This window comes from Mycobacterium sp. 852002-40037_SCH5390672 (assembly GCF_001665875.1).
Lineage (GTDB): Bacteria > Actinomycetota > Actinomycetes > Mycobacteriales > Mycobacteriaceae > Mycobacterium.
In genome coordinates, this window is the sequence record NZ_LZTA01000128.1 from 1 (window position 1) to 19,404 (window position 19,404).

General features: G+C 67.7%; 20 protein-coding genes and 2 pseudogenes. 10 read left to right on the forward strand and 12 right to left on the reverse strand.

Features of this window, described 5'->3' with window-relative positions:
- The 4 genes and pseudogenes from A5782_RS22835 to A5782_RS22850 form a co-directional block, all read left to right on the forward strand.
- A pseudogene (locus A5782_RS22835) lies at positions 1-466 on the forward strand (glucosyl-3-phosphoglycerate synthase); the annotation flags it as partial.
- Between the two features lie 59 nt (positions 467-525).
- Entirely contained in the window at positions 526-885 is a 360-nt protein-coding gene (locus A5782_RS22840; RefSeq protein ID WP_067104365.1) for a DivIVA domain-containing protein, read from the forward strand.
- Positions 882-1,463 (forward strand): DNA-3-methyladenine glycosylase I, encoded by a 582-nt coding sequence (locus A5782_RS22845; protein ID WP_067104366.1) that lies wholly within the window; start codon positions 882-884, stop codon positions 1,461-1,463. The genes A5782_RS22840 and A5782_RS22845 overlap by 4 nt, the downstream gene beginning before the upstream one ends.
- Before the next feature lie 166 nt (positions 1,464-1,629).
- Positions 1,630-1,803 carry a DUF3117 domain-containing protein gene (locus A5782_RS22850; RefSeq protein WP_003878471.1) on the forward strand — a complete coding sequence of 58 codons (174 nt, stop codon included), beginning with the start codon at positions 1,630-1,632 and terminating at the stop codon, positions 1,801-1,803.
- A gap of 29 nt (positions 1,804-1,832) precedes the next feature.
- Here the strand turns inward: A5782_RS22850 and glgA are convergent, their stop codons facing one another.
- Positions 1,833-3,005: a glycogen synthase gene (glgA, locus tag A5782_RS22855; RefSeq protein ID WP_067104367.1), complete on the reverse strand. Its 1,173-nt coding sequence runs from the start codon at positions 3,003-3,005 to the stop codon at positions 1,833-1,835.
- A gap of 170 nt (positions 3,006-3,175) precedes the next feature.
- Between glgA and glgC the strand changes: the two genes are divergently transcribed.
- Positions 3,176-4,390, forward strand: coding sequence for a glucose-1-phosphate adenylyltransferase (gene glgC / locus A5782_RS22860; RefSeq protein ID WP_067104368.1), 1,215 nt, complete (start codon positions 3,176-3,178; stop codon positions 4,388-4,390).
- 22 nt (positions 4,391-4,412) lie between these two features.
- Here the strand turns inward: glgC and A5782_RS25830 are convergent.
- The 6 genes and pseudogenes from A5782_RS25830 to A5782_RS22885 all read right to left on the reverse strand — a co-directional run.
- Positions 4,413-4,959 (reverse strand): annotated as a pseudogene (locus tag A5782_RS25830) (CocE/NonD family hydrolase); the annotation flags it as partial.
- 29 nt (positions 4,960-4,988) lie between these two features.
- Positions 4,989-5,663: an isoprenylcysteine carboxylmethyltransferase family protein gene (locus A5782_RS22865; protein WP_067104369.1), complete on the reverse strand. Its 675-nt coding sequence runs from the start codon at positions 5,661-5,663 to the stop codon at positions 4,989-4,991.
- Positions 5,664-5,670: 7 nt separating this feature from the next.
- Positions 5,671-7,314 (reverse strand): ABC transporter permease, encoded by a 1,644-nt coding sequence (locus A5782_RS22870; protein ID WP_156624065.1) that lies wholly within the window; start codon positions 7,312-7,314, stop codon positions 5,671-5,673.
- A complete protein-coding gene (locus tag A5782_RS22875; protein ID WP_067104370.1) occupies positions 7,311-8,252 on the reverse strand; it encodes an ABC transporter ATP-binding protein in 942 nt (313 codons plus the stop codon). The genes A5782_RS22870 and A5782_RS22875 overlap by 4 nt, the downstream gene beginning before the upstream one ends.
- The gene (locus tag A5782_RS22880) at positions 8,242-8,880 is read right to left on the reverse strand and encodes a TetR/AcrR family transcriptional regulator (RefSeq protein ID WP_067104371.1); all 639 of its coding nucleotides are present in this window, start codon (positions 8,878-8,880) and stop codon (positions 8,242-8,244) included. The genes A5782_RS22875 and A5782_RS22880 overlap by 11 nt, the downstream gene beginning before the upstream one ends.
- A 137-nt stretch (positions 8,881-9,017) precedes the next feature.
- Complete coding sequence (locus A5782_RS22885; RefSeq protein ID WP_067104477.1) at positions 9,018-9,686, reverse strand: O-methyltransferase; 669 nt, start codon at positions 9,684-9,686, stop codon at positions 9,018-9,020.
- A 201-nt stretch (positions 9,687-9,887) separates the two neighbouring features.
- Between A5782_RS22885 and sigE the strand changes: the two genes are divergently transcribed.
- The 4 genes from sigE to tatB all read left to right on the forward strand — a co-directional run bounded on the left by sigE (position 9,888) and on the right by tatB (position 13,291).
- Positions 9,888-10,643 carry an RNA polymerase sigma factor SigE gene (gene sigE, locus A5782_RS22890; RefSeq protein WP_067104372.1) on the forward strand — a complete coding sequence of 252 codons (756 nt, stop codon included), beginning with the start codon at positions 9,888-9,890 and terminating at the stop codon, positions 10,641-10,643.
- Positions 10,644-10,774: 131 nt separating this feature from the next.
- Positions 10,775-11,170, forward strand: a complete 396-nt coding sequence (gene rseA / locus A5782_RS22895) for an anti-sigma E factor RseA (RefSeq protein WP_197694320.1) — start codon at positions 10,775-10,777, stop codon at positions 11,168-11,170.
- 193 nt (positions 11,171-11,363) lie between these two features.
- Positions 11,364-12,875: a S1C family serine protease gene (locus tag A5782_RS22900; protein ID WP_067104374.1), complete on the forward strand. Its 1,512-nt coding sequence runs from the start codon at positions 11,364-11,366 to the stop codon at positions 12,873-12,875.
- The gene (gene tatB, locus A5782_RS22905) at positions 12,875-13,291 is read left to right on the forward strand and encodes a Sec-independent protein translocase protein TatB (protein ID WP_067104375.1); all 417 of its coding nucleotides are present in this window, start codon (positions 12,875-12,877) and stop codon (positions 13,289-13,291) included. Before A5782_RS22900 ends, tatB begins: the two co-directional genes overlap by 1 nt.
- A gap of 38 nt (positions 13,292-13,329) precedes the next feature.
- On the opposite strand, the gene A5782_RS22910 is transcribed toward tatB, so the two are convergent.
- The 5 genes from A5782_RS22910 to A5782_RS22930 form a co-directional block, all read right to left on the reverse strand.
- Complete coding sequence (locus A5782_RS22910; RefSeq protein ID WP_156624066.1) at positions 13,330-14,487, reverse strand: Mrp/NBP35 family ATP-binding protein; 1,158 nt, start codon at positions 14,485-14,487, stop codon at positions 13,330-13,332.
- Positions 14,488-14,535: 48 nt separating this feature from the next.
- Entirely contained in the window at positions 14,536-15,900 is a 1,365-nt protein-coding gene (locus tag A5782_RS22915) for a lytic transglycosylase domain-containing protein (RefSeq protein ID WP_197694321.1), read from the reverse strand.
- A 107-nt stretch (positions 15,901-16,007) separates the two neighbouring features.
- A complete protein-coding gene (locus A5782_RS22920) occupies positions 16,008-16,550 on the reverse strand; it encodes a DUF1003 domain-containing protein (RefSeq protein WP_067104378.1) in 543 nt (180 codons plus the stop codon).
- Positions 16,547-17,854 (reverse strand): magnesium transporter MgtE N-terminal domain-containing protein, encoded by a 1,308-nt coding sequence (locus A5782_RS22925; RefSeq protein WP_067104379.1) that lies wholly within the window; start codon positions 17,852-17,854, stop codon positions 16,547-16,549. The genes A5782_RS22920 and A5782_RS22925 overlap by 4 nt, the downstream gene beginning before the upstream one ends.
- Before the next feature lie 180 nt (positions 17,855-18,034).
- Positions 18,035-18,625 (reverse strand): DUF4190 domain-containing protein, encoded by a 591-nt coding sequence (locus A5782_RS22930; RefSeq protein ID WP_067104380.1) that lies wholly within the window; start codon positions 18,623-18,625, stop codon positions 18,035-18,037.
- A gap of 238 nt (positions 18,626-18,863) precedes the next feature.
- Between A5782_RS22930 and A5782_RS22935 the strand changes: the two genes are divergently transcribed.
- Positions 18,864-19,388: a general stress protein gene (locus tag A5782_RS22935; protein WP_067104381.1), complete on the forward strand. Its 525-nt coding sequence runs from the start codon at positions 18,864-18,866 to the stop codon at positions 19,386-19,388.
- The last annotated feature ends 16 nt before the right edge of the window (positions 19,389-19,404 follow it).

Consider the following 19,404-nt stretch of genomic DNA (forward strand, 5'->3'; position numbering starts at 1 on the left):
GGTGAACGCCGTCGCCGGTGACACCGGGGGCGGGCGGGTCACCGAACTGGTGGCCCGGCCGCTGCTCGCCGCGCTGCGGCCCGAGCTGGGTTCCATGCTGCAGCCGCTCGGCGGCGAGTACGCGGCCACCCGGGAACTGCTGACTTCGGTGCCGTTCGCTCCGGGCTACGGTGTGGAGATCGGCCTGTTAGTGGACACGTTCGACCGGCTGGGTCTGGACGCGATCGCGCAGGTCAACTTGGGTGTTCGCGCGCACCGCAACCGCCCGCTGGCCGAGTTGGGCGCGATGAGCCGGCAGGTCATCGCCACCCTGCTGTCGCGCTGCGGGATCCCCGACTCCGGGGTCGGTTTGACCCAGTTCGTGGCCGACGGCCCCGGCGGCTCCGATGTTGAGGGCTACACCCAGCACACCTCGCCGGTGTCGCTGGCGGACCGGCCGCCAATGCAGATGATCAGGCCCCGGTAGGCCCGGGCGCGGTCACGCTGACCGTCGCCGTGTCGGCGGCATAGGGCAGTATCGATCACGTGGCGTTGGTGTTGCTGTACCTGGTGGTTCTGGTGCTGGTGGCGATCGTCCTGTTCGGCGCGGCCAGCCTGTTGTTCGGTCGCGGCGAGCAGCTGCCGCCCCTGCCCCGGGGGACGACGGCCACGGTGCTGCCCGCGTTCGGGGTGACCGGCTCCGACGTCGACGCGGTCAAGTTCACCCAGGTGCTGCGCGGTTACAAAACCAGTGAAGTGGACTGGGTGCTGGATCGGCTTGCGCGCGAGCTCGAGGCGCTGCGCGGCCAGCTGGCCGCCGTGCACGCCGCTCCGGGCGTGGGGCAGCAGACCGAGGGCGAATCCGGGGAACCCGACGACGGCGAGGATCGTCAGGACTCAGTGTGAGTGAAGACGAGCTGGTTCGCTGCAGTTGGGCGACCGTGCGGCCCGGACCCGATTTCGAGCTCTACCGCGACTACCACGATCGCGAATGGGGCCAACCGGTGCGCGACGGGGTCGCGTTGTTCGAGCGGATGAGTCTGGAGGCCTTTCAAAGTGGCCTGTCGTGGCTGATCATCCTGCGGAAACGGGAGAATTTTCGGCGCGCGTTCGACCGATTCGACATCGCCAAGGTCGCCGGATACACCGATGCCGACGTGCAGCGGCTGATGGCGGATCAGGCAATCGTCCGCAACCGCGCCAAGATTGAGGCGACGATCGCCAACGCGCGTGCCGCCGCTGAACTGGGAACTTCGGCGGACCTGGCGGACCTGTTGTGGTCATTTGCGCCGTCGCCGCGCGCCCGCCCGTCTGACCCATCCCAAATCCCCTCGGCCACTGATGAATCGAAGGCCATGGCGCGTGAACTCAAGCGGCGCGGATTCCGGTTCGTGGGGCCGACGACCGCCTATGCGCTGATGCAGGCGACCGGCATGGTCGACGACCACATTCGCGGTTGCTGGGTGCCCGCAACAGCCTGCTGAGAACACAGATGTGGGTCTTTGTTCAAGTGGTGACCTGGATAGGGAACAATGGAGGGGTGATTACGCAGTTCGATGCCGGGCATGGCTTGAAGTTCGCTGGCCGGGCATGCTCGGTGCCGACCGGGTCCGCACGGGCGGGCCGGCTCGAACCTGGAGGGAGCACTCGATGGCGGCGATGAAGCCCCGGACCGGAGACGGTCCTCTGGAAGCAACAAAGGAGGGGCGCGGCATCGTGATGCGGGTACCACTTGAAGGAGGCGGTCGACTGGTCGTCGAGCTGACTCCCGACGAAGCCGCTGCCCTCGGTGACGAACTCAAGGGCGTCACGAGTTCCAGCTAGGGCTTGCCGCCGAACGGATGTCGGCGGCGCTACGCACACACCTTCCGATAGATCTCCAGGGTCTGCTCGGCGACGTGGGCCCAAGAGAACTCCTCGACGCAACGCTGGCGTCCTGCCTTGCCGTAGCGCTGCGCTTTTTCGCGGTCGGCGATCAGCTCGTTGACCGCATCGGCCAATCCGGCCTGATACCCGCTCACATCGTCGGGCTCATAATGCACCAGTGTCCCGGTGATCCCGTCAGCGACCACCTCCGGGATTCCGCCGACATCGGAGGCCACCACCGCAGTCGAGCAGGCCATCGCCTCCAAATTCACGATCCCCAACGGTTCGTACACCGAGGGGCATACGAAAACTGATGCCGCCGACAAGATTTCGCGTAACTCCCCGATGGGCAGCATTTCCCGGATCCAGAACACGCCCGTGCGACTGCGGGCCAGGGCGGCTACGGCGTCGCGAATCTCCTCGGCTATCTCCGGGGTATCGGGGGCGCCGGCGCACAACACCACCTGCGCCTCAGGGCTGAACCGGTGGGCGGCCGCCACCAGGTGCGCCAGCCCCTTCTGCCGCGTGATCCGACCCACGAACACCACGATGGGCCGGGCCGGATCGACGCCGAGTCCGGTCAGCATCGAACCGGTTTGCAACGGCCCCGCCGGGTACCAGACGTCGGCGTCGACCCCGTTACGAATGACGTGCACGGCGCTGGGATCCAGTGCGGGATAGACGCGCAGGACGTCCTCGCGCATCGCGGAGCTGACCGCAATAACGGCATCGGCGGCCAGCACCGCGGTCTGCTCGACCCAGCTTGAGATCCGGTAGCCGCCACCGAGTTGCTCGGCCTTCCACGGGCGCAGCGGCTCGAGCGAATGCGCGGTCAAGACGTGCGGGATGCCGTAAAGCAGCGCGGCCAGATGCCCGGCCATGCCGGCGTACCAGGTGTGTGAATGCACCACGGCGGCCCCCGATGCCGCATTGGCCATCATCAGGTCGGCCGACAGGGTCGACATCGCCGCGTTCGCGCCCTGCAGCCGCGGGTCGGGCTGGTGCGCCTGCACTCCCTGGGCACCCGGACGCGGTGCGCCCATGCAATGCACATCGACCGCGCACAGCCGGCGCAGCTGGGCGACGAGTTCGGTGACGTGTACTCCCGCTCCGCCGTAGACCTCCGGTGGGTACTCCCGCGTCATCATCGCCACCCGCATACCCGAACGGTAGTTCGCCGGTCGGGTCCCCCGCGAGTCGGGTTGGCCACCCAGTGCGGACGATGTTTGCGACGTGCGCGGCCAAATACCTTGACAGACAGCCCCACAGAACTTCGCCAATCGACCCTGCCCCCTGGCAGCCCTTCGCAACGGCCGATAGGTTTGACACCATGAGGGAAGCGCCACACGTGCTGGGTATCGTCCTGGCCGGCGGTGAGGGCAAGCGGCTGTATCCGCTGACCGCGGACCGCGCCAAGCCCGCGGTTCCCTTCGGTGGCGCCTATCGACTGATCGACTTCGTCCTGTCCAACCTCGTCAATGCCCGGTATCTGCGCATCTGCGTTCTGACCCAGTACAAGTCGCATTCCCTGGACCGTCACATCTCGCAGAATTGGCGGTTGTCCGGCCTGGCCGGTGAGTACATCACCCCGGTGCCCGCGCAGCAGCGCCTCGGCCCCCGCTGGTACACGGGCTCGGCCGACGCGATCTACCAATCGCTCAACCTGATCTATGACGAAGACCCCGACTACATAGTGGTTTTCGGTGCCGACCACGTGTACCGGATGGACCCCGAACAGATGGTCCGATTCCACATCGACAGCGGCGCCGGCGCGACGGTCGCGGGCATCCGGGTACCGCGCGGCGAAGCCACCGCGTTCGGCTGCATCGACTCCGACGAATCGGGCCGCATCCGCAACTTCGTGGAGAAGCCCCTGGATCCGCCGGGAACCCCGGATGACCCCGAGGCGACGTTCGTGTCGATGGGCAATTACATCTTCACCACCAAGGTGCTCATCGACGCGATCCGCGCGGACGCCGACGATGACCATTCCGATCACGACATGGGCGGTGACATCATCCCGCGACTGGTCGATGACGGGATGGCCGCGGTGTACGACTTCAGCGACAACGAGGTCCCCGGCGCCACCGATCGGGACCGGGCCTACTGGCGCGATGTGGGAACGCTGGACGCGTTCTACGACGCGCACATGGACCTGGTGTCGGTGCACCCGGTGTTCAACCTGTACAACAAGCGCTGGCCGATCCGCGGGGAGTCGGAGAACCTGGCGCCGGCCAAGTTCGTCAACGGCGGTTCCGCGCAGGAGTCGGTGGTGGGTGCCGGCAGCATCATCTCGGCGGCTTCGGTGCGCAACTCGGTGCTGTCGTCCAATGTGGTGGTCGACGACGGCGCGATCGTGGAGGGCAGCGTGATCATGCCCGGCGCCCGGGTCGGCCGCGGCGCGGTGGTGCGCCACGCGATCCTGGACAAGAACGTCGTCGTCGGTCCGGGCGAGATGGTGGGCGTGGATCTGGAAAAGGACCGGGAGCGCTTCGCGATCAGCGCCGGCGGCGTGGTCGCGGTGGGCAAGGGCGTCTGGATCTAGCGCTGCGACGACGCGGTCCGGTCAGGCGGGACACCCCGAGCATGACCACATCGCCGTCGCTGCACCGCTGTCCGGCGATCCACTGCGCCAGGTCGTAGGTGTCCTCGGCTTCTTGGGAGACAGTAAGTTTTCCGGTGCCGTCGGAATGGCCGCAGCCGCGGGAGTCGGCGTTCACCACGACGAAGCCGTGCACGGTCCACCCTGCCGGATCCGGTGCCTCCCAACCAGTCCGGGTGGAAAAGGCGACCGGTTGCGGCTGGCGTATCACGCGGTACTGCGTGGAGAACGTCGTCTTGTTGCCGCGCCGGGTCGGCAGGTCGTCCTTGCCGTAGGGGTGAATGCTCAGGATGACCGGTTGGGGTACGGCCCGGTCGCCACCTGCGTGAAAAACGTTGATCCGCAACATCATTCGTCCCGCGCGGCGATGGCCACGTCTCGCTCGACATGCAGACCGTTGGGTGGTCGGTGACGGTGACGGGGGGCGGGCGATGCCGCGACCTGTTCAAGGCGTAGCCCAGCACGTCGGGGCGCCACGGACGGTCAAGGGCCGGTGGCCGATTGGGCAGCACGCGAATACCCTGAGCGGCCGGCCCGGTGGCTACCAGACGTAGGGCACCATCCGGTAGCCCACGCGTTGGGCGTATTCGCGGTATCCGGGTAGTTCCCGGGTCAGCAGCTGTTCTTCGTCGAGGATGCGCAGCGTGAGCACCAGGGTGCCCGGGATGAGGAAGAGTAGTCCCCAGTAAGAGCCGAGCGCCAGGGGGATACCGACCATCATGATCACATTTCCGACGTACATCGGGTGACGCACGAACTTATACAGGCCGTCGGAAACAACTGTCTGCCCGGTTTCCACGGTGACCGTGGCCGCGGCATAACTGTTCTGGACGATCACCAACATGGCGATGCCGAGCCCCGTCGTCACCAGCGCGTCGCCGAGCACCGACAGCCAGGGCGGCACCGACGACCAGCCGAACCGATGATCGAGCGCACTGAACACCATCGTCGCGAACAGACCCAGAAACGAGCCGGTGATGATGAACTTCTGAGCCTTTCGGGGTTCCGCCCGCGGGCCCGCGCGCATGCGGCGCTGCAGGGCCGCGGGATTGGTCCGGCCCAGGTAGACGGTGGGGACGATGGTGGCCACCGTGAACACGGCGATGAAGAGCCACGCCTGCCAGTAGTGCAGCGTGCCGGCCGGCAGGAGCAGGATCAAGATCCACGAGAGGATGCCCCAGACGGATGTCGCCGTTATCCGGATTCCGGTCTTCATCGCGCTCCTAGCAGCGTAGATCGCGGCGCCGAAGAGCCATGGCACCGAGAATCATCAACCCTACGTCGATGGCCAGTAGCCACAACAGTGGTACGACGGTGAAATCTGCGCCGATCCGCGGGATGTGTGCGAAGGGTTCCAGGTCGAGCAACCACTGCGAGAACCCGGCCAACGACCCGATCAGGTACAGGGCGACGAAGCCGATCAGCACACCCCAGGCCACCGGCGTCAGGCGCGGCGCGACGCCGAACACACAGACCGTCACGGCCGACAACAACCACACCGCGGGCAGTTGAACGGCCGCGCTTGCCACGACCATCGGCAATTTGGCGCCGACATCGCCGACCGCGACGCCGTAGACAACACCGGCGGTCAGCCCGCTGGCCAGCATCGCCACCGCGGATCCGGCCAGCGCGGTCGCCAAATGGCTTGCCAGCCAACGGGTTCGCGACACCGCACCGGCCAGCACCGTTTCGGCTCGCTGGCTCGACTCTTCCTGGTGTAACCGCAACGTGAGCGAGACGGCGAATGCCGCGGCAACCATGCCCATCATGGCGAACGCGACGGCGATGAACGCCTCCTCGAGGGCGCTGGTGCCGCCCATCCGCGCGACGATGTCGCGCGCCACGCCGCTGCCGCCCAGCTCATCGCCGATGCCGTGCACCACGCTGCCGATCAGCAGGCCATACAAGCACAACCCCACCGTCCACAGCAGCAGCGCGGCGCGGTCCAGCCGCCACGTCAGCCCGAACACGTTGCCCAGCGCCGGCCCGGCGCTGGCCGGGCCGGGCCGCTCCGCGATCAGCCCGGCGCCGACGTCGCGGCCGGCCAGCAACCGATACGCCAGCACGGTCAACACGGCCGTCGTCACCAGGTGCAGCACCAGCACCCACCACCGGTCGCCCGCATACGGTTTGACCTGCAGCGACCACCCCAGCGGGGAGAGCCACGAGAGCGTGCCGTCACCGGCGTCGCCGACGGCGCGCAGGGTGAACGCGGCGCCCAATACGGCGAATGCGGCGCCGCGGGCGAACCGGGCGCTCGGCGACAGCTGCGCGGTCACCGCGGCGACGGCGGTGAATACCAGGCCGGAGCAGGCCAGCGCCGCCCCGAAGGCCAGCGACCCGCCGGCCGGGACGTCGGTGCCCAACAGCCCGGCCGCACCGATCGCGCCGGTGGCAATCGATGCTCCGAACGACAGCAGCAGCGCCGCGCTCAGTCCGGCGTAGCGACCGATCGCGGTCGAGTCCACCAACTCGGTCCGACCGTTCTCCTCGTCGGCGCGGGTATGCCGGATCACCGTGAGGATGACGGCCACCGCGATCAACACATGGAACATGCCGGCTTTCCAAATCCCCACGGCACCAAGGCTGTTGTTGTAGATCTGGCCGTAGAGGGCGCGCTGGGCCGGGCTGGCCATGATGGAGGCCGCGAAACCGGCGCGGCCGGCCTCGGTGGGGTAGATCTTTTCGATGCTGCCGACGTATACCGTAGCCAACGGTACCGACAGCAGCAGCACCCACAACGGCATCGAGACCCGGTCGCGGCGCAGGTAGAGGCGCAGCATCGCGAGCGTCCCGGCGAAATTCGAACTATGAAGCGGCGCAGGCGATGCCGACGCGAACGATCGGTCCAGTGTTGTGGTGCTCATGACAGCGAGACCCTTGCCGCATCGCGTCCGTGCCGACCGTCGCCGCCCGAGGTGTCGTAGTGGCGCAGGAACAGCTCTTCGAGAGTCGGCGGCTGGCTGACAAGACTGCGCACCCCGGCATCGCCGAGCACGCGGATGAGCTCACCCAGGCTTTCGCTGTCGACCTGGGCGCGCAGCGTATTGCCCTCGACGCTGACGTCCTCCACCCCTTTGATGCGCCTGAGATCACCTGGATCACCGGTCATTTCGGCCTTGATCGAGGTGCGGCTCAGGTGTCGCATCGAGTTCAGCGAACCGCTTTCGATGGTCTTGCCGTCCCGAATGATCGTCACCCTTTCGCACAACGCTTCCGTTTCGGCCAGGATGTGGCTGGACAACAACACCGTCGTGCCCCGGTCGCGGGCTTGTGCCACGCATTGTTGAAACACGTTCTCCATCAACGGGTCCAGGCCGCTGCTCGGCTCATCCAGGAGCAGCAGCCTGGCGTGCGACGAGAACGCCGAAATCAGGGAGACCTTCTGGCGGTTGCCCTTGGAATACGTGCGCGCCTTCTTGTGCGGGTCCAGATCGAAGCGTTCGATCAGCTCGGCGCGGCGCTTCTTGTCGATGCCGCCTCGCATGCGGGCCAGTAAATCGATGGTTTCGCCGCCGGTCAGCGAGGGCCACAACGTCACGTCGCCTGGAACGTAGGCGATTTGGCGATGCAGGGCGACGGCCTGAGTCCACGGGTCGCCGCCGAGCAGTCGTACAGTGCCCCCGTCGGCCTTCACCAGACCCAGCAGGACGCGGATGGTCGTCGACTTCCCCGCGCCGTTGGGCCCGAGGAACCCGTGGACTTCGCCTTCCTGCACCGTGAGGTCCAGGCCGTCCAGCGCCCGCACCGAACCGAAATTCTTGGTGAGACCTCGGATCTCGATGGGGGCGTTTTCAGTTGGCATCAGATTCTCCTTGATCTTCGGCGGCCAGGAATGCGTCGTACATGGTCCGGTCGGTCAGCAGTCCCTCGGTGTAGACCTCGAGCGCGGGCAATACCATGTCGCGCGAGTAATCGCGCAGCACCGCCCGCAGATCAGTGGGGGTCTCATGCATTTGGATGTAGAGAAGGAAGCCGCCCCCGCCGGTGATCGCCAGATATCTGGCCCTGGCCTGGGGGTCGCGGCTGGGCTTGACCGTCCCGGCGCGCACGCCCTCTTCCATGTATTCCTCGGCGTTGTCAATCATCTTGCGCCACAGCATGTTTGCCAGGGCTCCGCCGGCTTGCATGCTGCGCACCAGATACGCCATCAGTGGCGCGTACTCCTCGATCTCGGCCATCTGGGCGAACCACGTGGCTGGGTCGTTGGATTGCAGCGCGTCGGACTTGGTGCCACGGATCGTCTCGGCGATGTAGTCCTCGCAGGCCTTGCGCAGGCCTTCCTTGGAGCCGAAGTGATGGATGACCAGCGCGGCACTCACGCCGGCCGCTTCGGCGATGGCGCGAAGTCCGACGCCGAACCCGTGCTCGCCGAATTGCTCGATCGCCGCATCTCGGATCCGGGCGGCGGCCGTCAGGTCGGCTGAACGCATGTTCAGTAGGCTAAACGCATGTTCAGTGCGCGGTCAAGGCCGGTGCGCGTCAAGAATTCATAAAGGGCGCGGCCCACCCCCGAAAAAGCGTGGTCAGGGCAGAAGTGGCTAGCGGCGAATAGGAGGCCTGCCGCGAATCAGTCGCGAACGGCGGCCAGAATGCCGTCGCCGAGCGGCACCAGCGCCGGGGTGAGCCGCTCATCCTCGGCGATCAGGCGGGCCGCCTCCCGCACCGCGACCACCTCGGCATCGCGGGCGGCCGGATCGCCGGCCCGGCCCCCCAGCGCGGCGCGATGCACCACGATCACGCCACCGGGACGCAGCAGCCGCACGCCCTCGACGACGTAGTCCGGCTGGTCGATCGGGTCGGCATCGACGAACACCAGGTCGTAGGACGCGTCGGCGAGCCGGGTGAGCACCTCTTGGGCGCGGCCACCGATCAGCCGGGTGCGCGACGGACCGATGCCGGCTTCGGTGAACGCCTGCTTGGCCAGCCGCAGATACTCGGGCTCGATGTCGATCGTCGTCAAGACCCCGTCGTCGCTCATGCCGGACAACAACCACAGCCCACTGACGCCCGCGCCGGTGCCCACCTCGGCGATGGCCTTGCCGCCACTCAGCTTGGTCAACAGGCTCAGCAACGCACCGACCGCGGGCGTCACCGCACCCGCACCGATGTCCACAGCACGCTCACGGGCGGCCGCCAGCAGCGCGTCTTCCGATATCGAGCTTTCGGCGTGCGCGAAGAGCGATTCGGCCCGACTGGGCACTGTCTGGCCGGGAGCTTCTGCGTCGGTGCCGTCCATGCCCGCAGCGTATTCCACTTCGGCGCGCAGTCCGACAGGCGCGCCTGAATGCGATTCGGGTGACACGCCCAACAGGCCGGACGCGTTTAAGGTCACTCCGCGATGGATATCTCCTGCACAGCGCAGGTAACAGTACGGTTTCTCAGGGTCAGCTCAGACTGTTCATATACCGCACATACTCCGGTACGCGACGGTAGCCCTATGGATCGCGGAGGGCGTTGGACCGGGAATACCGACTGGGAACTACCTGTTGCCGCAAATGACGAAATGTCACTGCATGGCACGCCGAATTCGGAGGATTCGATCATCACCACGCTTCTCAACCCGTCCAGCATGTCTCACGCGCAGGGGCTCCCTGCCGACGAGTGGGTGGAGCCGGCCGACGCGCCGCAAGGGACCGCGGTTTTCGATGCGACCGGAGACAAGGCGGCCATGCCGTCGTGGGACGAGTTGGTGCGGCAGCACGCCGACCGGGTGTACCGGCTCGCTTACCGGCTTTCCGGCAATCAGCACGATGCCGAGGACCTCACTCAGGAGACCTTCATCCGGGTCTTCCGGTCGGTGCAGAACTACCAGCCGGGGACGTTCGAGGGGTGGTTGCACCGCATCACCACCAACCTCTTTCTCGACATGGTGCGCCGGCGCTCGCGCATCCGCATGGAGGCGTTGCCCGAGGATTACGAGCGGGTGCCCGCCGACGAGCCCAACCCCGAGCAGATCTACCACGATTCGCGGCTGGGACCCGACCTGCAGGCCGCGCTGGATTCGCTGCCGCCCGAGTTTCGTGCCGCCGTCGTGCTGTGCGACATCGAAGGCCTGTCTTACGAGGAGATCGGCGCCACCCTGGGCGTCAAGCTCGGCACCGTGCGCAGCCGCATCCACCGCGGGCGCCAGGCGTTGCGGGACTATCTGGCCGCGCACCCCGATCACGATGCATTGCGCGCCCGATCGGCCTAACAGACAACCGGACCGCCTAACGTTCGGGCAGCTATTCAGCGGCTTTGCGGCCTTAGCCTCGGTACTGCGCCCCCGCTCGCGCTACATTCGAGATGAGGCGGCAATAACTAATGAGTGGCGAGGAGTTGGTGATGCCCGATCGAGGACATGTGTTCCGCCGCGCGTTCTCCTGGCTCCCCGCTCAGTTCGCCTCCCAAAGCGACGCGCCCATCGGTGCGCCGCGCCAGTTCGGTTCCACCGAGCACCTGTCCGTCGAAGCGATCGCGGCGTTCGTCGACGGTGAGCTGAGGATGAACGCGCACCTGCGGGCCGCGCATCATCTCTCGATGTGCGCCCAATGTGCGGCCGAGGTCGACGATCAGAGCCGGGCGCGTGCGGCGCTGCGCGATTCGCGCCCGATCCGCATCCCCAGCACGCTGCTCGGCATGCTGGCTGACATTCCCTACGATTCGCCCGATGACTCCTCGGCGCCGGCATCCGAGCATTTCGCGGACCGTGACGCGCGCGAGCGGCGCAGGCGCAGGTAGCGTGCCGCTTTTTCACCGATGCCCCCGCGATTGATCCGCGCCACGCGGCCCGCGGCCACCCCACACGCGCGTTCGTGCCGACCCACCGCGGGCCGTGGATACTAGGGTGGACACGGACAACGCCGGTGCCGCGTATTTCGCCCGGTAAAGGCCTGTCTCGAGCGCTCAAGTAGAGGATCCAAAAAGGGATAACGTGACCTCCGACCAAGGCTACGACCAAGCAAAAGACAGCGGCAACCGCTTAGCCCCGCGTCCCGTCTCGCGTCCGCCGGTCGACCCCGCATCGCGTCGGGAGTTCGGTCGTCCCGACGGGCTGCGCGGGTCGTTCGTGGCCGAACGGGTCCGTCCGCCGAAGTATCGGGACCAGGCCGAATTCCGGCCGAGCGACCGACCGGCCGACCCCGTCCTGCAGGAGGCATTCCACCGGCCGGACGGCAGCCCCGAGTCGCTGCAGCGCCACCCGGTGGACGCCAATGCGCTGGCTGCCGAGAAAGACGGTGTGGAGCCCGACGAGCTCGACGATCCCTGGCGAAACCCGGGGGCGGCGGCGGCCTTGGGCACACCGGCGGTGGCGCCGTCGCGATCCGGGACAGCGCTGGGTTACGGCGGAAAACTGGGCGTGCGCGACGTGTTGTTCGGCGGCAAGGTGTCCTACCTCGCGTTGCTGGTATTGCTGCTGATCGCGTTGGTCATCGGCATGCTCGGCGGTGTGATAGGCCGCAAGACGGCCGAGGTCGCCGAGGCGTTCACCACCTCGAAGGTGACGCTGTCGACCAGCGGCAACGGCGAAGGCCCGGCCGGCCGTTTCGCCAAGGTGGCTGCCGCGACGGCGGGCGCCGTGGTGACCATCGAGTCCAAGAGCGACCAAGAAGGCATGCAGGGCTCCGGCGTCGTCATCGACGGCCGCGGCTACATCGTCACCAACAACCACGTCATCTCCGAGGCGGCGAACAACCCGAGTCAGTTCAAGACCACGGTGGTGTTCAACGACGGCAAAGAGGTGCCGGCGAACCTGGTGGGCCGCGACCCCAAGACCGACCTGGCCGTGCTGAAGGTCGACAACGTCGACAATCTGTCGGTGGCGCGCCTCGGTGATTCCGACAAGGTGCGGGTGGGTGACGAGGTCCTGGCCGCGGGTGCGCCGCTGGGGCTGCGCAGCACCGTGACGCACGGCATCATCAGCGCGCTGCACCGACCGGTGCCGCTGTCGGGGGAGGGCTCGGACACCGACACGGTGATCGACGCGCTGCAGACCGACGCGTCGATCAACCACGGAAACTCCGGCGGTCCGCTGATCAACATGGATTCCCAAGTGATCGGCATCGACACCGCGGGGAAGTCGTTGTCCGACAGCGCAAGTGGGCTTGGCTTCGCGATCCCGATCAACGAGGCCAAGCAGGTCGCGCAGACGCTGATCAAGGACGGCAAGATCGTGCACCCGACGCTGGGGGTCAGCACCCGGTCGGTGAGCAACGCGATTGCATCCGGCGCTCAGGTGGCCAACGTGAAGGCGGGCAGCCCCGCGCAGAAGGGCGGAATCCTGGAGAACGACGTCGTCGTCAAGGTCGGCAACCGCAAGGTCGCCGACGCCGACGAGTTCGTCGTCGCCGTGCGGCAGCTGACCATCGGCCAGGATTCACCGATCGAGGTCGTCCGCGACGGACGGCACGTCACGCTGACCGTCAAACCAGACCCCGACAGCTGATGTTCGGCAGCCTGAGCTGGGAGCACATGCTCGTCCTCGTCGTGGTCGGGCTGGTGGTCCTTGGGCCGGAGCGGCTGCCGGGTGCCATCCGGTGGACGTCGAACGCTTTGCGTCAGGCGCGTGACTACCTCAGCGGTGTGACCAGTCAGCTGCGCGAGGACCTCGGACCCGAGTTCGACGATCTACGCGTTCCGTTGAGCGAACTGCAAAAGCTACGGGGCATGACGCCGCGTGCGGCGCTGACCAAGCATCTCCTGGATGGCGACGATTCCTTCTTGACCGGGAGCTTCGACAAACCGGTGAGTGGCGCGTCAGCGCAGACTCCGCAACCGGGCACTCCCGCGGCGAACGGGCAGACGTTGGCGGCCGAACAGCAGGCCGGCGGTCATACGCCATTCGACACCGACGCGACCTGAACGCCATCAAGGGCTTTGGGCCGCAGGGTCGTGAGTCCTCAGCGCCGGGTGGGATCGAGCCCGAGCGATACCCCGGCAAGTCCCCGCTTGCGCGACGACAAGCCGTCGGCCACCCCGCGCAGGGCCTTGCCCACCGGCGAATCGGGTGCGCTCAGCACCAGCGGCGTGCCGGAATCGCCCGCGGCCACCAGCTCGGGATCCAGCGGAATCTGACCCAGCAATGGCACATCGGCGCCGACCGCCCGGGTTAGCCGCTCGGCGACCTGATGGCCGCCGCCCTCACCGAACACCTGCAACGTGGAGCCGTCGGGCAGGGTGAGGCCCGACATGTTTTCCACGACGCCGACGACGCGCTGACGGGTCTGCAGCGCGATGCTGCCGGCCCGCTCGGCGACCTCGGCCGCGGCCAACTGCGGCGTCGTCACCACCAGGATCTCCGCGTTCGGGATCAGTTGCGCCACCGAGATGGCGATGTCGCCGGTGCCCGGCGGCAGATCGAGCAGCAGCACGTCCAGATCGCCCCAGTAGACGTCGGCCAGGAATTGCTGCAGCGCCCGGTGCAGCATCGGCCCGCGCCACACCACCGGGGTGTTGCCCTCGGTGAACTGAGCGATGGAGATGACACGCACCTCGTGAGCGATGGGCGGCAGGATCATCGATTCGACCTGGGTGGGCCGCTCGGTGGTGCCCATCATGCGGGGGATGGAATGGCCGTGGATATCGGCGTCCAGCACTCCGACCGACAGGCCGCGGGCCGCCATCGCCGCCGCCAGGTTGACCGTGACGGTGGACTTTCCGACGCCGCCCTTCCCGGACGCGACCGCGTAGACCCGGGTCAGCGAATTCGGTTGTGCGAACGGGATCACGGGCTCGCGGGCATCCCCACGCAACTGCTTGCGCAGCTCGGTGCGCTGCTCGTCGTTCATCACGTCCAAGGTGACTTTGACCGCGCCGGTGCCCGGCACGTCGGAGACCGCCTGGCTGACTCGGTCGCTGATCTCGGTTTTCTTCGGGCAGCTGGCGGTGGTCAGGTAGATCGCGACGTGCACCGCGCCGCCGGGCTCGGTGTCGATGCTCTTGACCATCCCGAGTTCGGTGATCGGACGTCGCAATTCGGGGTCGATCACCTTGCCCAGGGCGGTGCGGATAGCCGCGTTCAGGTCGGCTGCTGAATCAGAAGAGTCATGGCGGGACATCACCGCCGAGTGTAGGCGTGCGGGAAGGGGCCGTTTGGCGGGCCTGGATCAGCCGGCCGAACCGGGGCCGGGCTGCTTCGGTTTGGGCGCACCGGCCGCCGTGCTCGACGGGGCGGCGGGCTTGGGCGCCGGTACGACTTGCGAAGGTCCGGCGGCCGGGGGCGCCGGCACCGCGGCCGGGGGCGCCGGTGCGGGACCGGCCTCCGGCGGCGGCGCACCGAAGGGCGGTGGCGCGGTCGCCGGTGGCGCGAACGGCGGCGGGGGTGCGAACGGCGGCGGGGGTGCGAACGGCGGCGGCGGCCCGGCGGGCGGCGTCCCCTGCGAGCTGATGCAGATCACCGTGCAACCGACTTGGGTCGGCGCCTGCTGGGGGGTGGGCGTCATCCAGGGGAACATCGGCGGCGGACTGACCATCGCCGGGCTGCTCAAGTCGATCAACGGGACGCGCGCCAGCGGGTCGTCCAGTGGCAGACCGTTGATGTTCAAAGGCAGGTTGGGTCCGAGCCCCTCGGGGTGCTCGAGGTGCGCGTCGCCCAGTGGCGGCGGCGGTCCGGTCATCGGCGGCAGGTCGACCGGCACGACACCGGTGGCGTAGGCCGCCGCCCAGCCCAACACGTTCTGCGCGTAGGGCATCGAGTTGTTGTAGCGCAGGATCGCGGTCAAGACCTGCGACTGATCGCGCAGGTTGAGTCCGCCGCTGCACAGGTACCGCGCGGCCGCCAGGGTGGCGTCGAAGATGTTCTGCGGATCCGCCACGCCGTCGCCCTTGCCGTCGGAGGCGTAGCGCGCCCAGGTCCCCGGCAGGAACTGCATCGGTCCCATCGCGCGGGCGTAGGTGACGCGGTTGCCGGCGCTGCTCTGGATGATGGTCTCGTTGCCGGGCAGCGTGCCGTCCAGGGAGGGGCCGTAGATCGGGTTGATCGCGGTGCCGCGCGCGTCGACCGCACCGCCGCCCGCGTGCCCCGATTCGATGCGCCCGATTCCGGCCAACAGGTTCCAGCTGACGCCGCAGCCCGGGACGGCGACGGCCATCTTCTGCTCCGCGCTGCGGTACGCAGCCAGCGCGACACTTGGAATACCAAGTGCGCCACGCGCATTCACAATCATCGCCGGCGGCGGAGCGGACAACGCGGGCTCGGCGACGTGAAAGACGGTCGGGCCGCGGTCGATCGCGACGACGGCGGGCCCGGTGAGGTCGGGGAAGGTCGGGGAGACGGCGGCCACCGGGGTGACGGCGGCATGCACCGGCGGCATTCGCATGGGAAGCGAAGGAGCTGCGGCGCTGACCGCCCCCGCGAAGACCAATGGAGTAATCATTGCCACGCCGAAAATCGGCTTGCGCGTGTTCCGAAGTGCTCGCTGCCGCACAGTCGCGGCGGCGGGGCTCTCACCCCGGCTTCCCCCTATGCGCACTCGACCGTCCTAGATATGTGAGCTGGGTCCACTTTCTGTTAGCTCGGTGAACCAGATCACCATACATAACTCTTGTGACACGAGTGGCGCAATGGTCTAAACGGTTCTCACCTGGATTTCTTAGCTGTTCGCTCCAGGCCGTCGCCGACCTGAACCGGCTCGGCATCCGCGGTTTCCGGTCGCAAGTCGGCCAGTAGTTCACGCAGGTCATCGAGCTCGTGGCGCAGGTATTCACGCGTCACCACCTCGCCGACGGCCAGCCGCACGGCGGCCAGTTCGCGGGCCAGGTACTCGGTGTCGGCCTTGGTCTGCGCGGCACGACGGCGGTCGTCTTCGAGTGTGACGCGATCCCGGTTCTCCTGACGGTTCTGGGCCAGCAGGATCAGCGGCGCTGCGTAGGCGGCCTGGGTGGAGAAGGCCAGGTTCAGCAGGATGAACGGATAGGGATCCCAGCGCAGTCCCACGGCGAACAGGTTCAGCGCGATCCACACGATAACCACGATCGTCTGCAGTAGTAGGTATCGGCCGGTGCCGAAGAAGCGTGCGATCGACTCGGTGAACTGCCCGACCGTGTCGGGATCCAGCCGCAGCGAGTACCTGCGCGATGTCCGCGGGGTGTAGAGCCCCCGCGGAGCCGTGGACTTGCTCACGCGGATCCTCCCAGTCCTTCGAGCCGGCCGACGGTGTCGAGTTCCTGCATGTCCACCCGCCAGTCGTGCGGCAGTAGATGATCGAGCAGGTCGTCGACGGTGACCGCCCCCAACAGATGGTTCTGGTCATCGACCACGGGTCCGCACACCAGGTTGTACGCGGCAAGGTAGCGGGTCACCGAGACCAGCGGTGTCTCCGGCGTCAGCGTCAGCAGGTCGCTGTCGACGATCCCGCCGACCAGTTCGCCCGGTGCCTCCCGCAGCAGTCGCTGCAGCGCCACACAACCCAGGTAGCGTCCGGTGGGAGTGGCCGTGGGCGGCCGCACCACAAACACCATGGACGACAGCGCGGCGCTGACCTCGGGATCACGGACGCGGGCCAGCGCCTCGGCGACCGCGGTGTCCGGGGTCAGCACCACCGGGTCCGAGGTCATCAAGCCGCCCGCGGTGTCCGGCGAGTGGGTGAGCAGCCGGCGCACCGAGGCGGAATCTCCCGGGTCCATGCGGGTCAGCAGCATTTCGGCGTCGGTCGGATTCAGCACGCCCAGCAGGTCGGCCGCATCGTCGGGATCCATCTCCTCGAGCACGTCGGCGGATCGCTCCGTGCCCAGCTGCGACAGCACGTCGGCCTGATCCAACTCGGGCAGCTCCTGCAGGATGTCGGCCAGCCGGTCGTCGTTGAGCGCCTTGAGCACCTCGTAGCGGCGCTTGGCCGGCAGTCCGCGGATGGCGTCGGCCACGTCGACCGGTTTGCGGCCCTCGAACTGATCCAACAGCTGTGCCACGCCTTGACCGGGCAGCGCCAGGGCCGACGGGGTCAAGCCCTGCACGTTGCGCCAGTCGACGACGTGTACGGGACCCCGCCGTCCCAGCCGGCGTTGGCTGCGCACGGCGACCCGGCTCACCATCCAGTCCCGCGTCCGGGTCTGCTCGATACCCAGGTCGGTGACCACCACGTCGAGGCCGGCCAGCTCCGGCAGGTCGGGGTCGTTGACCTTGACGACCGTGTCGAGCACCTGGCCGATCGCCAGCACCTCGCCGGGCCGCTGCACGAAATGGCGTAAGGACACGTTGCCGGTGCTCAGCGTCACGGCGTTGGGCTCGATGGAGGCGACGCGCAAGATCGGGATGAAGATGCTGCGTCGTGTCGCGAGGTCGACGACCAACCCCAGCACGCGCGGTTGCTGGCGGACGATGCTGATGCTGATCACGACATCGCGCACGCGCCCGACGGATTCGCCGAGCGGACCCAACACCAACATCCGCGAAAGCCGCGCGACGTACACCCTGTTGACCGATCCCATGGAAGAGAGCCTAGGCAGCCGCGAGGCCGATGGCAGACAACCCGGGCCGATCGGCCGGGGTCTGATGCGTGGCGACCCGCTGCGCCCGGCTCCGCCGCGCTTGCGATCGCCCCGGTCTGATGCGTGGTGACCCGCTGCGCCCGGCTCCGCCGCGCTTGCGATCGCCCCGGGGGGAATGCGCTAATACACGTGCAGCTTAAAGAGCAGGAACACCAAAGCCACTACCAGAGTGGCGATTCCGATGACGATGCCGGCGACCGCCATGCCGAAGCCATCCTGGCGAGTCCGCTTGATCTGATCCAGGGCGATCACGCCCAGCACCAGGGCCACGATCGAGCCGATAAAGCACAGCAGCCCCGTGAAGGACGCGATGAGCGAGGCGATCGCCAGGGCGTTCGTCCCGGGCTGCGAATAGCCACCGTGGTAATCGGGCGTCGGGTAATAGCCGCCCGGATATGCGGGGGGCCCGTAAGTGGGCGGCCCACCGTACGGCGGAGGCGCCGGCGGGTAGGCCGGTCCGCCATAGCCGGGCGGCTGCTGCTCGTATCCGGGTGGGGGAGGAGGCACGGGCGGCGGGTACCCGGAGGCGTAGTCGGGGGAGTAACCCGGTGCGGGATACATCGGTGGCGCCGATTCGGCCGGCGGGGGCGCGGCGGGCGGTTCCCAGGGAGCGGCCGGATCCGGCGGCCCGGCGGCTCCGGCGCCGGCGGGGGGCGGGTCAGCCTCGTGGTCGTGGGCGCCCTCACCGAAGCCACCCCCGGGAGCTGTCATGGTGTTCAACCTAACCCATGCGCAGGTGGCGGGTGCCGCCGCGAATGGCCCGCAGGCAGACCAGCATGCCGCAACGGTCGGTGCGCGCGCTGGTGCGAAACCTCGGCTCGTCGTGGCACCCGGGGTTGGATCGGTGCCGCCGTGCCTATCGTGTTTTCGCAGGTGACGGGAGGTCAGTGGTTAGGGTGGAGAGGCCCTGAGATGAAACGACGGCCGAGGCGGAGGACAATGAGCGGCGATGACTAATCCTTTCCAGCCTGGGCAGGTTCCCGGCGCGACGCCTCCGGGTGCGGCGGGTCGCCGCGGAGCGCCCGGACTACCGACGCCGCCGCGAGGCTGGCCGGTCGGGTCGTATCCCACCTACGCCGAGGCGCAGCGCGCCGTCGACTACCTGTCCGACCAGCAGTTCCCGGTGCAGCAGGTGACCATTGTCGGTGTCGACCTGATGCAGGTGGAACGGGTCACCGGCAGGTTGACCTGGCCCAAGGTGCTTGGCGGCGGCGTTCTGAGCGGGGCGTGGCTGGGGTTATTCATCGGGCTGGTGTTGGGCTTCTTCAGCCCTAATCCGTGGGGGGCGTTGGTCACGGGTCTGGTCGCCGGTGTCTTCTTCGGGCTGATCACCTCCGCCGTTCCTTATTCGATGGCCCGTGGCACAAGGGATTTCAGCTCGACGATGCAATTGGTAGCCGGGCGCTACGACGTGCTATGTGATCCGCAAAACGCAGAAAAGGCGCGGGACCTTTTGGCGCGCTTGGCGATCTGAGCCGCGCACGAGAGGC

What these genes read in the sequence shown, in the direction of transcription:
- A5782_RS22850 (WP_003878471.1), top strand. Translation starts at nt 1,630, where the DNA reads ATGGCGGCGATGAAGCCCCGGACCGGAGACGGTCCTCTGGAAGCAACA.
- glgA (WP_067104367.1), bottom strand. Translation starts at nt 3,005, where the DNA reads ATGCGGGTGGCGATGATGACGCGGGAGTACCCACCGGAGGTCTACGGC.
- glgC (WP_067104368.1), top strand. Translation starts at nt 3,176, where the DNA reads ATGAGGGAAGCGCCACACGTGCTGGGTATCGTCCTGGCCGGCGGTGAG.
- A5782_RS22865 (WP_067104369.1), bottom strand. Translation starts at nt 5,663, where the DNA reads ATGAAGACCGGAATCCGGATAACGGCGACATCCGTCTGGGGCATCCTC.
- A5782_RS22870 (WP_156624065.1), bottom strand. Translation starts at nt 7,314, where the DNA reads ATGAGCACCACAACACTGGACCGATCGTTCGCGTCGGCATCGCCTGCG.
- A5782_RS22875 (WP_067104370.1), bottom strand. Translation starts at nt 8,252, where the DNA reads ATGCCAACTGAAAACGCCCCCATCGAGATCCGAGGTCTCACCAAGAAT.
- A5782_RS22880 (WP_067104371.1), bottom strand. Translation starts at nt 8,880, where the DNA reads ATGCGTTCAGCCGACCTGACGGCCGCCGCCCGGATCCGAGATGCGGCG.
- A5782_RS22885 (WP_067104477.1), bottom strand. Translation starts at nt 9,686, where the DNA reads ATGGACGGCACCGACGCAGAAGCTCCCGGCCAGACAGTGCCCAGTCGG.
- sigE (WP_067104372.1), top strand. Translation starts at nt 9,888, where the DNA reads ATGGATCGCGGAGGGCGTTGGACCGGGAATACCGACTGGGAACTACCT.
- rseA (WP_197694320.1), top strand. Translation starts at nt 10,775, where the DNA reads ATGCCCGATCGAGGACATGTGTTCCGCCGCGCGTTCTCCTGGCTCCCC.
- tatB (WP_067104375.1), top strand. Translation starts at nt 12,875, where the DNA reads ATGTTCGGCAGCCTGAGCTGGGAGCACATGCTCGTCCTCGTCGTGGTC.
- A5782_RS22910 (WP_156624066.1), bottom strand. Translation starts at nt 14,487, where the DNA reads ATGTCCCGCCATGACTCTTCTGATTCAGCAGCCGACCTGAACGCGGCT.
- A5782_RS22925 (WP_067104379.1), bottom strand. Translation starts at nt 17,854, where the DNA reads ATGGGATCGGTCAACAGGGTGTACGTCGCGCGGCTTTCGCGGATGTTG.
- A5782_RS22930 (WP_067104380.1), bottom strand. Translation starts at nt 18,625, where the DNA reads ATGACAGCTCCCGGGGGTGGCTTCGGTGAGGGCGCCCACGACCACGAG.
- A5782_RS22935 (WP_067104381.1), top strand. Translation starts at nt 18,864, where the DNA reads ATGACTAATCCTTTCCAGCCTGGGCAGGTTCCCGGCGCGACGCCTCCG.